Origin of the sequence: Flavobacterium foetidum, assembly GCF_004634245.1 — a bacterium.
Taxonomy (GTDB): Bacteria; Bacteroidota; Bacteroidia; order Flavobacteriales; family Flavobacteriaceae; genus Flavobacterium; species Flavobacterium foetidum.
This window is the reverse complement of record NZ_SJTF01000003.1, coordinates 313,811-327,896: the sequence shown is the minus strand read 5'-3', so window position 1 is coordinate 327,896 and position 14,086 is coordinate 313,811. Positions and strand designations below refer to the sequence as shown.

11 protein-coding genes and 1 pseudogene are annotated in these 14,086 nt (G+C 34.0%); 8 read left to right on the top strand and 4 right to left on the bottom strand.

Features of this window, described 5'->3' with window-relative positions; genetic code table 11:
* The first annotated feature begins 42 nt into the window (after positions 1 to 42).
* Positions 43 to 873, top strand: coding sequence for a M57 family metalloprotease (locus E0W73_RS06130; RefSeq protein WP_135221203.1), 831 nt, complete (start codon positions 43 to 45; stop codon positions 871 to 873).
* A gap of 867 nt (positions 874 to 1,740) precedes the next feature.
* Here E0W73_RS06130 and E0W73_RS06120 read toward each other — a convergent pair.
* Genes E0W73_RS06120 through E0W73_RS06110 form a run of 3 tightly spaced genes read right to left on the bottom strand, consistent with a single transcriptional unit; the run spans position 1,741 to position 3,265 of the window.
* Positions 1,741 to 2,724 carry a HipA domain-containing protein gene (locus E0W73_RS06120; RefSeq protein ID WP_135221201.1) on the bottom strand — a complete coding sequence of 328 codons (984 nt, stop codon included), beginning with the start codon at positions 2,722 to 2,724 and terminating at the stop codon, positions 1,741 to 1,743.
* A 2-nt stretch (positions 2,725 to 2,726) separates the two neighbouring features.
* A complete protein-coding gene (locus tag E0W73_RS06115) occupies positions 2,727 to 3,050 on the bottom strand; it encodes a HipA N-terminal domain-containing protein (protein ID WP_135221200.1) in 324 nt (107 codons plus the stop codon).
* The gene (locus E0W73_RS06110) at positions 3,047 to 3,265 is read right to left on the bottom strand and encodes a helix-turn-helix domain-containing protein (RefSeq protein ID WP_135221199.1); all 219 of its coding nucleotides are present in this window, start codon (positions 3,263 to 3,265) and stop codon (positions 3,047 to 3,049) included. Before E0W73_RS06110 ends, E0W73_RS06115 begins: the two co-directional genes overlap by 4 nt.
* A gap of 892 nt (positions 3,266 to 4,157) precedes the next feature.
* Here E0W73_RS06110 and E0W73_RS06105 point away from each other — a divergent pair.
* The 7 genes and pseudogenes from E0W73_RS06105 to E0W73_RS06085 all read left to right on the top strand — a co-directional run bounded on the left by E0W73_RS06105 (position 4,158) and on the right by E0W73_RS06085 (position 12,072).
* A pseudogene (locus tag E0W73_RS06105) lies at positions 4,158 to 4,823 on the top strand (IS6 family transposase).
* Positions 4,824 to 4,901: 78 nt separating this feature from the next.
* Entirely contained in the window at positions 4,902 to 5,075 is a 174-nt protein-coding gene (locus E0W73_RS21385; RefSeq protein WP_162847668.1) for a hypothetical protein, read from the top strand.
* A 358-nt stretch (positions 5,076 to 5,433) separates the two neighbouring features.
* Entirely contained in the window at positions 5,434 to 7,032 is a 1,599-nt protein-coding gene (locus E0W73_RS06100; protein ID WP_135221198.1) for a helix-turn-helix domain-containing protein, read from the top strand.
* A gap of 133 nt (positions 7,033 to 7,165) precedes the next feature.
* A complete protein-coding gene (locus E0W73_RS21380; protein WP_162847667.1) occupies positions 7,166 to 7,330 on the top strand; it encodes a hypothetical protein in 165 nt (54 codons plus the stop codon).
* Between the two features lie 12 nt (positions 7,331 to 7,342).
* Positions 7,343 to 9,025 carry a S8 family serine peptidase gene (locus tag E0W73_RS06095; RefSeq protein ID WP_135221197.1) on the top strand — a complete coding sequence of 561 codons (1,683 nt, stop codon included), beginning with the start codon at positions 7,343 to 7,345 and terminating at the stop codon, positions 9,023 to 9,025.
* Positions 9,012 to 11,204 (top strand): lantibiotic dehydratase family protein, encoded by a 2,193-nt coding sequence (locus E0W73_RS06090; RefSeq protein WP_135221196.1) that lies wholly within the window; start codon positions 9,012 to 9,014, stop codon positions 11,202 to 11,204. The genes E0W73_RS06095 and E0W73_RS06090 overlap by 14 nt, the downstream gene beginning before the upstream one ends.
* Positions 11,155 to 12,072, top strand: coding sequence for a thiopeptide-type bacteriocin biosynthesis protein (locus tag E0W73_RS06085; protein WP_135221195.1), 918 nt, complete (start codon positions 11,155 to 11,157; stop codon positions 12,070 to 12,072). The genes E0W73_RS06090 and E0W73_RS06085 overlap by 50 nt, the downstream gene beginning before the upstream one ends.
* Before the next feature lie 343 nt (positions 12,073 to 12,415).
* On the opposite strand, the gene E0W73_RS06080 is transcribed toward E0W73_RS06085, so the two are convergent.
* Positions 12,416 to 14,071 (bottom strand): hypothetical protein, encoded by a 1,656-nt coding sequence (locus E0W73_RS06080; RefSeq protein ID WP_135221194.1) that lies wholly within the window; start codon positions 14,069 to 14,071, stop codon positions 12,416 to 12,418.
* Positions 14,072 to 14,086: the final 15 nt, after the last annotated feature.

The window sequence follows — 14,086 nt, the reverse complement described above, 5'->3', positions numbered from 1 at the left end:
CCAAATTTATCAACTTATTTAACAACCAAGTAAGAACCTATTATGAAAAAAAACAAATCATTTTTAGTAATGTTATTTATGACATTAACCTTGTTGTCGTGCAGCAAAGAAGATGCGACAACTCAATCAGACCAAGGGTCGCTTAAAGTAACACCAGACGTATTAAATAAAATTAGTTCCCTCTCGCTGAACAATAAAGATGTTCAAGTGATAAAAAACACTAATTTAGATGGAACTACTGAGGATGCCTTTCTAATAGAAGGATGTATCGTCATGACAGAAGACCAATTAAACAAAATGGATCTTCACGGAGGTATTACCACAGAACAATACCGCACGACAAATTTAGTATCTGCACCCAGAACCATAAGAGTGGTGGGATTATCTGGCACTGGTACAACAGCATTGACTACCAATATGCGTGCTGGATTGCAGGCTGCAATTAATAGATATAATAATTTAGGTTTGTCTATTAATTTTACCCTTACTTTCAGCTCGTCGACTTCTGGTGCCAACATTGTTGTAAGAAGACAGGTCGGATCTGCAGGAGGAGTAGCAGGTTTTCCGTCAGGCGGAAATCCGTATAGTTCAGTTACTTTGTATTCTGGATTAGACACTTATTCGACAGGAGTAAATGCACACGTATCGGCACATGAAATTGGTCACTGTATTGGTTTACGCCATACAGACTGGTTTAGCCGTCAAAGCTGTGGGCAGAATTCCAATGAAGGAACGGCTGGTGTTGGAGCAATCCATATTCCGGGAACGCCTACAGGATACGATGCAACTTCTTATATGCGAGCATGCTTTAGTTCAAGCGAGACGGGAGCTTTCAATGCTAACGATATCACAGCCCTGAATTATTTATATTAAAAGTTGAGTTAAAGTTGTCTTTACAAAATAGGAGAAGGCTGTTTCATAGTATATGAAGCAGCCTTTTTTTGTGTAATCAGTTTAAGTGCTTATGTTGTTATTGATCAAATGACTTTTTTGACAACTTAGTATTGGATTTAGAGGAGTTTCATAACTTGCCTCTAATGTTAGAATTCAAAGTGTTGATTAAGAGTCTGTTTTCAATAAGATTGCTTTTTCGGCTCCAATTTTCCATTTGCAACAACCAAAATGGTTTAATAAAAATTTAAGACCTTATTTAGAAACAGTGTTAATGCAATGCAAAACGCTATTATTAGCAAAGTTGTCGTTGCTCTAAAAATCCATCGTTTTTGAGAGAAATCGTAATCTATATATTTAGTGATTGCGACCGAAATACCCATGATAAAAAACCAAACAGAAAAGAATAATGACAATTTCCGTCTCAATAATGTTGTTACGAAATCGTGAACCAATCCGCAAAAAACAAATGTCAGAATTAAAGCAATTGCAACTGGAAATATTCGTTTAAGAGGTTTGAAAATTTTTGTTCCGAGATAATATCCGAAAATAGGATTCCAGTGATTCCAAAATGCAGAAAAGTTTTTTGCTCCAAGCGATCTATACAAATTATTCCGAAGTGACTTAGAATGCCCTATTGGTACTCCATTTCTATTTTTTACATATTCGGATAAATTCATTTGTTTTTTAATTACTAATTTGAAATCTAATAGGAGTAAATTTATTAAATAAAAATTTATGGTACAGGACTTTTTTGCATTACTTCTAATAAATCGTAGGGTTAGCAACCTCTGTAAAAGTCGAAAAATCTTGAAAACCTTGTAAAAAGTCAGAATTAACACTGACTTTCTATTTTAAAAATTGCTTTAAACGCCCTTGATAAGACTGTAGGTAATTTCTTTTAGTTCTGTTTTCAAGATAGGACGCTTCAATAAGCCGATATACTTTTTCTGACTGTGAAGCCATGGAATCAAACAGAACATTAAATGTTTTTTCCTCTATCTGGGCTTCTTGCGAAAGTTTAAAAAATTGGCTTTTGATACTGCCTTGTGACCACTTCCTCGGCAGCAGTCCTTCTTCTAAGGCAAAAGGTTTGTCTTCAATATGAATTCTGCTGTTCAAGAGGTCATATGCAGGGCTGAGACGAAAGTCTCCCATTGGGGTTTCGAGCAGGGAGAAGTTTTTAAAGTGTGCATCTCCGTTAGAAAACAGATAATTAAACATAAGTATCTTCAAAAGTTTTGGTGCCTCGATTCTATATACGGGAAGATACTGTTGCATGAGTTGAAAAATTTCAAGATAATTTCCCTGATATTTGTAGTTTTCTCCATGTGTCTGAGGTGTTCTTTGGGCAAGTGAAGCAAAATCGTCCTGAGCCAATTTGGATCCGTCTTCCTGTACGTCAAAGCGTTTGGTAATATAAGCGGGGCTTCCGTCACTAAAAAAAATAAGTGCGTTCTCGGCTGTTTCAATTCCGTATACCTGTCTTGCTATCTGCATGGTGACGTGCTCATTGGCCGGCATCTCATGAGGAATCCTACCTGCATTTGGAATGGGTTTTAGAATGTAGGTTCCTTTTTCTCCCTCGGAGATTAGCCTTAATTTATTTTTATCAAGCAGTACTGAAAATTTCTCCTGTACGCCTGAAATAGAAATATTCATGCGGTTTTCTTCGAAGAGTTTGTCCATTTCTACATTAGAGGCGGGAGATGAATATGGGAGAATATGAGATACTTTTCTACCGTTGAAAACTCTGTTTAAAGCAGTTCTGCTGTAAGTGTCAAATTCTGGTGCCAGTGTGCCTGGGCAAAAATGTATTTCAGGTAAGCTCATCCTTATTCTATTTTTAGTACTCTAACAGCTCCAATGCTGTCATTTTTTGCAGTTGTCATTAAAATGCCGAAGTAATCATCTCGGTCAATTTTATTGTACCTGCAGACAATTTGTTTATTGGACCCTTCTGGCAGCATATGGTAGAAGAAAGGAAAAAGAAAATCGGCTTTATACGGTGCGTCAGATTTAGGAAGCGTTAGGCTGATGGCAGGTGCATTCAAGTCTTCAATCCAATGCTTATGGTATTGGAATGTAAAACTGCCGTCATCATGCTGGGTAAGTATTCCGGCGGGACAATCCTTGTATAAAATTTCCGCTTTTCTCATTTAAATGGTTTTATATTTTTTACTTGAAGGGTAATTTCAAGCCCAAGTACGTCAGCAAGTTTAGAAAGGGTAAGCAGAGTCGGATTTCCTTTGCCACTTTCAAACTGCTTGAGCGTGCGGAGACCAACCCCGGACAATTCTGCCAGTGTTTCTTGAGTAACCTGAAGGGTGTCTCTTCTATCTTTGATAATTTTAATAATCTCTTCAAAGTGCATTATAAAGCTCTTTTTTATGTAAATATAATAGTTTTTTGTTCAAATATCATTTAAAAGAGCATTATAAAGCACTATTTGCCATCTTTTTTCATTCTGTGGCTTTATTGTTGTTGAATAGTGCGTTAAAATGCACTATTTAGTTGCTCTTTTTGTTGTGATTGGGTAATCCATCCAAAGGTTGTCCGTAGCCACTGAAGATAGCCAGCGGTTTTAACTGCGCGGGCGAATACGAATAATCGTTGTGGTAACGTTGAATTCAAGCGGTTGAAACCGCTGGCTATATTTGATATACTGAAAGTTTAGTTTCTGGGGTATCGTTTCACTATCTGAGTAATAGTTTTGAACCTTTTTTTCTCTTCAAATTATTCAATCTTTTTGCCTAATCCCCAACTTTTGCGATTAATTCGATAATTTTACATTTTAAAAATACTCAAAATGAATTTAAAAGAAGAAACCCTGCAAATCGTTTGATATGCAGGGTTTTCCGTGAATTTTAGCCTTTTTTGTAAACTTTGAAAAGTCTCTTTTTAAGCTTCCAGCGGAGAAAGAGGGATAGCAACTTTTTGCTAATTCCTCTTATATACTGCATTTCTTATATTTTTTTCGGTGTTGCGCCACGATTCTGCCACGAACTTTTTATGCGTTTTTATGCATTATGAAAGTTCTATGATAGCTTAATCTTGTTTAAATTGTGATATAATTCATTAATTATATAAAGACAAAGTTACATTATTAAAATCAGTAAAGGGAAGTAAAACTGAAAGAGTTTTTAAGATTTGATTTAGATTTGAAAATTTAATTGAGTTTTGTGGTGGAAATTAATAAATTCCTATTTTCGGCTTTGTCGCATCTATTTGAAACTTATTATCTTTCGAGCTTCAAACAATATTAAATGAATACCAAAGGTCATTGTTATCCCAAAGCCATTATTTTGCAGGCAGTCTATTTCAAATTGCGATTTACATTGAGTTACAGGGATGTTGAGGAAATAATGAAAATGCGTGGAATACAAGTTGATCATGCTACGATTCAACGTTGAGTGTTTAAATTTAGCCCAATGATTGAATCTCAGATGAAAAAGCGAAAGAACAGAGTGGGAGTGAGCTGGAGAATGGATGAAACCTACATAAAAGTTAAAGGTATTTGGTGTTATTTATATCGGGCTGTTGATAAATGTGGTAATACGGTGGATTTTCTTTTGACCAGAAGAAGACAGAGAATGAGCGCACAGTCATTTTTAATAAAAGCGATAAAGAATAATTGCCGGCCAACGGTAATAAATATAGACAAAAGTGGCTCTAACACCAGCGCAATAAGGGTTTACAACAAACGATCATTTTCGAATATAAAGATTAGGCAGTGTAAGTATCTGAACAATATTGTTGAGCAGGATCATCGTTTTATAAAATGGCGGATACAGAACGGTCTGGGTTTTAAAAGTTTTGAATCGGCCAGACGAACATTAAGTGGAATAGAAGTTGTACATATGTTGAGAAAAAATCAGATGCTTAAGCCAGGAATAAGCATGTTCAAATCATTTTGTAAATTGGCTGCATAATTTCCGGGTTTCTGATTTCTTTCGAATTTACATGCCAGATGCGACAGAATCAAATCTCAACATGTTAAAAATTCTATTTTGACTAAAAAGAATAGAGAAATTATTGGAATTTTGGAAAGCTACTCTTTCGAGACGAATAAATGCTTCTTTCATCTTGAATTTGAAGATGATGAACCTGCTTTTAAAGGTTCATCTGATTCAGAAGCGGATTCGAACTTAACCGCTCAAATCGCTTCTATGCTCAAATTGTAAGCCGTCAGATATTTATATTTATTGGAAGCGACTGGAGAGTAAGCCGATTCAATACTGCCGCTGCGGGTAAATAAAAAGAAGAAATCATTTGAGGTTGCATAAGGGGAATTTCTTCATGAGCACGTCCCTCCTGGGCTCAGGGAGCGTCATTCCTGAATTATAAGTTTTTGGTTAGTTTGTAAGGCTTTTTTTTAAGATTTTTTCTCTTAAATTTTAGTTTTAAATTTACTTTTGTCAGAAATTAAAAGTTCCATATGCCACGATTTAGAATATTGACGAATTTATTCTTAATGCTATTTCCTTTTTTGTAGCCGCCCAGAGGTCAAACCAAGATTTCACCAATCTTTCTTATGAGAAGTTGAAAGAGCTTTATAAAAGCAGCGAGAAGAGCCAAAGCAGACAGCAGCTGTATGCTGATGCTTATTTAGCGAAAGCCACTAAAGAAAATAATTCTCTTGAAAAGGCGAGGGGCTGGTACTTGCTTGCGCTGCTGTCCAGCGGACAGAAAGCAATTATTTATCTGGATAGCACGATTTATTATTCTAGAAGTCTCAACGATGCAAAGTATCCGGCATACGCTTTTTCGAGAAAGGCTTACGAACTAATGTATCAGTTTAAGTACAAAGAAGCTACCGATAACTTTCTGATGGCTGAAAATGCCGCTAAAAAGAATAACAATGACTTTTATTATAAAGTAAAATATTCGATAGCGGTTTTAAGATCTGAACAATTAGGAGAAATCAATGAGGCCCTCAAATTATATAGAGAATGCTTTGATTATTACAAAGAAAAGGATGTGAGAGATCCCAAGTACTCGTACGCCTATCAGGATGTTTTGTTTGGACTAGCTGATGCATATAAAGCACTAAAACAGTTGGATTCGGCAACGTACTACAATAAGTTGGGTTATGAGGAATCAAAACTTACCGAGGATTATGAATATAATGCGCTTTTTATATTAAATGAAGGGGCCAATTTGGTAGAAAGGAAAAGGTATAATGCGGCAATAGACAGCATAAGTAAAGCTTTGCCGAAAGTGGTCTTCTATAAAAATTCAGAAAATATGCTGGCTTCCTATTATTATTTAGGGAAAGCATATTATGGATTAGGCAAAAAAGATAAGGCTGTCGAAAATTTTATAAAAGTAGATTCTATCTACAGCAAAAGAGGAAAGATCACTCCTGGGTTTACAAGCGGGTATTTGCTTATGATTTCTTATTTTAAGAAGAAAAACGACAAAGAAAGGCAACTCAGATACCTTACTCGATATATGTCTATTGACAGTGTGCTGCAGTCGAATTATAAAGAGCTTAGTAAAAAACTGCAAAACGAGTATGATACTCCTAACTTAGTTTTAGAAAAGGAAAACCTGATACAGGACCTTAAAAATGACAAAACCATATCTTATTGGAAAATGGGAATATTATTTTGCTTACTTATGATTACGACAAGCTTTGGTTATTATCAATATAGAACAAAAAAGAGGCAATACTCCCAATTTCAAAAATTAGTGTCACAACCGATTAATAGTGAAAAAGAAATTAAGAAAGAAGTCAAGACCATAAAGCCTGAAACAGAAAACATTGGAATCAATGAAGAGTTGGTCAAACAGATTTTAGAAAAGTTGAGCCATTTTGAGACAACTAAAGGCTATCTGATTTCAAATATTACGGTCCAGTCAGTGTCAGATAATTTTAAAACTAACAGTAAATACATCTCTAAAGTCGTAAATACCTACAAAGAAAAATCGTTTACGCAATATGTCAACGATTTAAGAATCGAACATGCTGTAAAATCCATAAAGGAAGATCATAAACTACGAAAATATACTATTCAAGCGTTATCTATCGAGTTTGGTTTTAATAATGCTGAATCGTTTTCGACTGCATTTTACAAAAAAGCAGGCATTAAGCCAGCTTATTATATTAAGCAGCTAGAGAAAAACAGTAAAGTTTAATGTGTTGGTAATGAGGGTTTTTTGCGGCTTTATTGATGTCGGGATTCAGGAATTTCGACAAACAGAATTGTTATTGAATATCATCTTGCCAAACAAAATTTATATTTGTGGCATAACATTTAAAAAGGATAATATGAAAAGTAAGAAGAAAAAAAAAGAGGCTAAAAAATTTGATTTGGAAAAAATGAGCTTTGCAAAACTGAAAAGCCTGCATTTGATTGTTGGGGGCGGGGGCGGAGATGACCCAAACACAGGAACGGCAACTAGCAAAAACTGTAATGGAGGAGTTGATCATTAAGATTAGAATAGAATGAAAAAAATATATGTTGTTTGCTTTGCTTATCTTATTATGTGTAGCTGTAAGTCATCAAGAGAAACCGTTAATTTAAAATCTGGAGATTTAGAACAAAATTGGTATCAAAAAGACTACAATTCTACTAATACACCAGGTATTTCATTAGAAAAATGGTACGGTGAAAACGGGAGCAAAGCAAAAAAGACTATTATCGTTGCAGTAATAGACACTCAAATTGATAAAAACCATGAAGATCTAAAAAATAAAATTTGGTTAAACTCTAAGGAAATTCCTGACAACAATCTTGATGATGATCAAAATGGATATATAGATGACATACAAGGGTGGAATTTTACTGCAAAAAACGACAGTTATGTAGTTTGGGGAAATTTTGAATACGTCAGATTGGTAAGAGAACTTCAAGGCAAGTTTGAAAATAAAGCTGATTTTGAGATTTCTAAAGATAATATGCGTGCATATAAAGAATATTTGAGGGCAAAAAAAAGCCTCGAAAATCAATTAAAATATTATAAAAACAAACTAAAATCACAGCAATACAGTAAGATAATCTTTCCAATCGCCAAAGATAGCTTAAAACGTTATTTCCCTAAGGAAGATTACACATATGAACAATTAGACAGTTTGTATAAAATTCATAAAATTAATGATAAGACTTTTCGTCAGCGAAGGGAAGACGATGATCGAGACCTAGGAGCGATGATTGGTTTTATGAAGTTTAGATTTGATCAAGATGAAAAGACACTAGCTGATGTTATCGAAACTGAGATACAGACAGACTCTATTGTGAACAAAAATTTGAATTTGGATTTTAATGAAAGAAGTTTTATTGGAGATAATCCTAATGTTCTCGAAAAAGGATATGGAAGTAAGTATATAAGTATTTCTAAAAAAGGACATAGGTCTTTTCAGGATCATAATACAAAAGTATCGGGCATTATCGTTGCCGAAAGAAATAATGCTGTCGGAATTAACGGAATTGTAGATAACGTAAAAATTATGCCATTAACGATTTCATATTCAGGAGATGAACATGATAAAGATATCGCAATGGCGGTCTACTATGCGGTTGACAATGGAGCAAAAGTAATTAATTTGTCTTTCATTAAGGAGTTTTCGTTAAAACAGGATTGGGTTTCTGAAGCTTTTCGCTATGCCGAAAAAAACAATGTTTTAATTGTTCACGCTGCTGGAAATGAATCTCTTAATGTTGATGAAAATCCTGTTTATCCGAGTGATAACAATTTTGATGGATTTGAAGATATCTGCAATAATTTTATTAACGTTGGCTCAATATCAAATAGGCTTGACAATACATTTGTTTCTCGTTTTTCTAATTATGGTAAAAAGAATGTCGATTTATTTGCTCCAGGAGAAGATATTTATACCACCGCATCCGGTAATACTTATAAATTTGATTCAGGGACTTCATTAGCGGCTCCAATGGTTTCGGGAACTGCCGCATTAATCTGGTCTTATTATCCTAAACTTACTGTTCATCAAGTGAAACAAATTATTCTGGATTCAGGAACAGTTTATAATCTAGAAGTATTGGTCCCTGGGACAAAAGACAAAAAAGTGCCATTTTCAGAATTGTCAAAATCAGGTAAAGTTCTAAATGTATACAATGCGATGAGCCTAGCCAAAAAAGTGAACCGAAATAAAAATGATATCCAATAGCAAGATTTCATCATTCGAGAATTATGTATTAAGAACGCCCTTATTTCCATTATCTCTATATCTTGACACAGCAGAAAATTATTCTGCTGAAAAAGCAAAACTTCATTATCAAAACCCATTGATAAGAGAGGCGATTAACTTGGCTTCTCCAGATTTGAGAAAAGAATTGGACAAATGGGCTAAATCAGATTCAAACCTATCCGGTAAAAAGGCAGAAAAGCTAGAACTTACATTTCTGAAGTATTTAGCAAGGATGTCTTCCAGATGTACACCATTTGGCCTTTTCTCGGGTTGTTCTGTGGGGAGAATAGCTGACGAAACGAGAATTATTCTGGAGGATTTGGAGAGCTTTAAACGCTTTACTCAATTTGATATGCAATTTTGGATACTGCTGCTTCAGGAATTTTCGAAAAAAAAAGAAACAGTGCCGCATTTAAAATTTTATCCAAATAACAGCATTTACAGAATTGGAGATTTTTACCGCTATATCGAATATAAAAGTATAGAGATGAAGCGGGAACATAGCATTTCGGCATTAAGAAAGTCTGCTGTATTGGTGGCATTGCTTAATGCAGTACCGCAAGGAATGACTATTGAGGAAATGGTCGCATTTTTATCAGATGATGAGGATGAAAAACAGGAAGCTCAAAAATATATCTTAAAGCTTATTGATTTTCAATTTTTAGTAAGCGAGTTAGATGCAGCCGTTACGGGAAATAACGATTGGAACAGTATATTTGCTGTTTTGAAAGAGATTCCGGAACTGGAGAAAGAATATCGGATATTAGAAAAGACGTTAAGACAGCTTTGTTCTTTAGATGAAAAACTGGTACCTTCCGAAACTAACTATCAGGAGATTAAAAACAATATTAAACAAATCGGACTTGACTTTGATGAAAAATATCTTTTCCAAACAGATTTAAATTTAAATACGTCCACAAATACCCTAGACAAAAGTGTTCGAAAAAAAGTTCTTCGTGCGATTGCGTTTTTAAACGGTATTCAAATTAAGCAGAAATTTAAAAGACAGGAAAATTTTAAAAAAGCATTTATCCAAAGATATGAAGACAGAATGATGCCGTTGACAACAGTTCTGGACACAGAGATAGGAATTGGCTATCTTCAAAATCACGCGATGAATGACTGCCACGAACTATTAGAGTTTCTTTTAGTTAGGCCTAAAGGGATTGAGAATGAATATTGGACATCTTATGATTTCATCTTGCAGAAAAAAATGCAAGAGTGCATATTAAAAGGAGAAAGTGAAATAGCATTAACTGAAAAAGATTTTCCTAACTTCAATAGTGATTTCAGCAGTGTGCCAGTCACATTTTCTGTAATGTGCGAGGTTGTTGATGAAGATAAAGTTGTAATCGAACCATCAGGAAATATAAGTGCCGCGAAACTCTTAGGACGGTTTTGTAATGGTAATCTTTCTATCGATAAGCTAACTAGAGAGATTGTACAAAAAGAAGAAGTTTTTTATGCCGATCAGATCATGGCGGAGGTTGCCCATATTCCTGAATCCAGAACAGGAAATATTTTACGTCGACCTGTTTTACGGAATTATGAGATTAGTTACCTGGCAAAATCAGGAGTGCCGGAAAATTGTACTATTAATTTAAACGATTTATGGATTTCTATAGAAAAAGATACCATAATACTATTTTCAAAAAAACACAATAAAAGGATAATTCCATGTTTGTCAAATGCTCATAACTTTTCTAAGAATTCATTACCTCTTTATCATTTTTTATGTGACTTGCAATTTCAGGATATAAAACCGATTTATTCTTTTGATTGGGGAGCTTTAAAAGAACATTATAAATTTTTTCCAAGAGTAGCTTATAATGATACAATTTTATCAAAATCTTTCTGGGTTGTAGAAAAGAAAGAAATTGCATGTTTTTCTAAAATGAATAATAAACAACTGACAGAAGAATTTTTAAATTGGCGCTCACAGAGAAGTATTCCTCGTTATGTCAATTGGGTAAATCATGACAATACACTTTTGTTTGATTTTGAAACTGAAATTGGAGTTGATTTATTCTTAAATTCAGTTAAAAATAAGCAGGAAATCATCTTAGAAGAGTTTTTGTTTGCCAAAAAGTCTGTGGTAAAAAATAAAAATGCGGATAGCTATTGTAACCAGTTTATATTATCGTTTTACAAAGAATAAAATGCAAAGAAATTTTTGTTTGGGCAGTCAGTGGTTATATTACAAAATTTATACTGGCGTGAAAACAGCCGATTACATTTTAGTAGAAAAGCTAGCTCCTGTTATAATTCACTTAGAAAAAAAGAAAAAGATTCTAAAATGGTTTTTTATTAGATATAGAGACCCTGAAGAACACCTGCGAATTCGTTTTTTAGTTGATGATCTTGATGATATTAGTTTGCTTGTGAAAAGTTTATATGCTGTTTTTAAGGAACTTATGGATGAAGATGTAGTTTGGAAAATTCAGACAGATACTTATCAAAGAGAAATAGAGCGATATGGTAAAGAAACTATGTATGATTCTGAATTCCTTTTCTGGCAAGACAGCAGGATAATCTTAAAATATTTGAATATAAAAACTTCTTTTACTGATAATGAAACTCCTGTTTTTTTTAGTTTTTTAATGATAGAATCTTTCTTAAATTCGTTCAAGCTGTCAAATTTAGAAAAATCAGCATTAATGAATAAACTTCAAATTACCTTTAAAGAAGAATTTGAAATAGATAAAATTCAGAAAAAAGAAATGGATAAAAATTATCGCATATTTTATCCCAAATTAGAAGTTTTTTTGAAAGAATCGAATCAAGGCCAAAGCGGCTTTTCAGATCTTTTTTTCATTGTCGATGAAAAATCTCGACAAATCGAAAAAACGGCTCTTGAAATTATAGGCAAAATTGAGCTTCCTTTAAATGATTTTTTGTCTAGCCACATACACATGATGATCAACAGGCAATATACTTCAAGACAGAGAATGTATGAACTTGTTATTTACGATCATTTGCATAGGTATTACAAGACTCTGAATTATAAAATGAATAGGTCGGTTTGACTGATAAATTGATTGGTTATATGACATCCGGCATGTTCTCCTGAATATTTGAATATTGGCTAGTCCTGCCTATTTTCTTTTTTTTCTTTCTGCAGGCTTTCAGATTTTCAATGTGTCGCCGCAATCCTGAGTTTAGGGTGTATGCAAGAGCTAAAGTTGCGGGAGCGGAATTATGGCTTTACGGCATGCGAGCATAATGCCGACATATCGCAAGCATTCTAGACATCTTCAGGACGTGGACTGTATTAAGTACTTTGCTTCCTGTGATACTGATTATGAAAGCGAAGCGATTCCAACCTTAGTGGCTATCTCCTAATTGTGGATGACCACTAAGGCTAAATGATTATTTATTAATAAAATCATCAAATTTAAACACCTCTCCGTTATTTGATTTCACTGATACATAATAGTTGCCAACAGGTAAATTAATTTCGATTTCATCCCCTTTTGGAACAGCAAGAATTGATTCGATTGGAACTAATAAATCCGCATTCTTAGTTTTATCATACTCTTCCAGTTGAAAAACATCAACTAATAGTTCCTGATTTTTAAAAAACCTAAATTTTTCGTTTTTCAAAATAGCTTTTCTAAAAACGTCATTAGGATAGACCGATTCTAGGTTTGCCGAAAGGTTATTTACTAAAAAATAATCGGCGCTTGATTTCATTAAAGTGTCTTTCACAAATACGGATTTGGGAAGTAAAACCAATTCTTCTTTCGTCTTGGTCATTACTGTCTCCTGGTTGATTGTAACCGGATCTATATTAGAATATTCTTTTAAATAACTTGCCATGGCACGTCTTTTTCCTTCCTTTTCCAAATGGCCGTGACCTACATAAATGAAGATTTTTGCTTTTGGATCTCTCTCCAGCAGTTTCATGATGTTCTTGGCCTGTCCAGCTTCTCTATCTATGCTGCTCTCATAATTTTCATGTCCCAGAAGGTTAAAACCCATAGCATTTGCTTTTCTGATAAAATGGCCAAAATAGGGGTCTTTAATATAAAACCCATTATTAGAGTTTGGAACTATCGTACTATCGCCCTCTTCGTTTGGTACAAATGTTTCTAGGGAAATACTTGTAAATCCATTTTGTTTTAAGACATCCAAAAGCAGCATGGCAAATAATCGATGCCTAGGATAAAAATGATCTTCATTGAGTATGATTATCTGATTGTCTCTAGCTATTTTGGCAATTTCATTGTATACATCACCATTCTTCTTAACTTCATTTTTTGACAAGGAGCTTTCTACTGTTGCATCATAATGATTTTTCTCATTTTCATAGCCCTTGATCAATAAATCGTATTCTTCGTTGCCATTCATGAAAGAATTGAGAGTGAAATACAATGGCTCTTTCATCATGAGTTTTCTAGAATCCTTTATGGGAGCAGTCTTTATTTTTTCTCTTCCTTGAAGAAAATTTTTATTTGGCTCCTGCGTATAATGATTAAACATTTTCATGTAGGACAGCTTATTGAGGTTGGTAGAGTCTAAATAGACTTTTTTTATGTTTTCGGAAGCCCTTTTCAAATTATTTACACTATAGGTCAATGCGCGCGTAATGCAGATAATTTTTTTTGCTCCCTTTTGCTTTTCAAAAACGAAAATCCTATTGATGCTGTCATTTTTCACAAGCTTTTCATGTACGATTGTATCGATTGGATTTTTTATTTTTTCGAAGAAATAAAAAATCTCAAAATTTTGATCCGCTTTGCAGCTGACGATCAGATTTTTGATGGAGACATTTCTGACGGCCCTGATTTCTTTTTTTAATTTGATGCTTCTTAACTTTGAAAAATCATTATAAGTCACGTTTCCTAAAATGTCGATTGAGACATCGATTAGATCGTTATAAAGCAAATCTCCATAATTGCTTTCTCCAACCACATAATTATGTTTTGTAATATCCTGGTTCGCTGTTTTACATCCAAACAGTGCAAGAAAACAAGCTGCAGAGAAATAGTACCTTATTAAATTGATTTGTTTTTTTTTTGACATCACTTGTAGTTGTTT

Coding starts and splice junctions, on each gene's coding strand:
- E0W73_RS06095 (WP_135221197.1), top strand. CDS start 7,343: ATGAAAAAAATATATGTTGTTTGCTTTGCTTATCTTATTATGTGTAGC.
- E0W73_RS06090 (WP_135221196.1), top strand. CDS start 9,012: ATGATATCCAATAGCAAGATTTCATCATTCGAGAATTATGTATTAAGA.
- E0W73_RS06130 (WP_135221203.1), top strand. CDS start 43: ATGAAAAAAAACAAATCATTTTTAGTAATGTTATTTATGACATTAACC.
- E0W73_RS06115 (WP_135221200.1), bottom strand. CDS start 3,050: ATGAGAAAAGCGGAAATTTTATACAAGGATTGTCCCGCCGGAATACTT.
- E0W73_RS21380 (WP_162847667.1), top strand. CDS start 7,166: ATGAAAAGTAAGAAGAAAAAAAAAGAGGCTAAAAAATTTGATTTGGAA.
- E0W73_RS06110 (WP_135221199.1), bottom strand. CDS start 3,265: ATGCACTTTGAAGAGATTATTAAAATTATCAAAGATAGAAGAGACACC.
- E0W73_RS06120 (WP_135221201.1), bottom strand. CDS start 2,724: ATGAGCTTACCTGAAATACATTTTTGCCCAGGCACACTGGCACCAGAA.
- E0W73_RS06080 (WP_135221194.1), bottom strand. CDS start 14,071: ATGTCAAAAAAAAAACAAATCAATTTAATAAGGTACTATTTCTCTGCA.
- E0W73_RS06085 (WP_135221195.1), top strand. CDS start 11,155: ATGCGGATAGCTATTGTAACCAGTTTATATTATCGTTTTACAAAGAAT.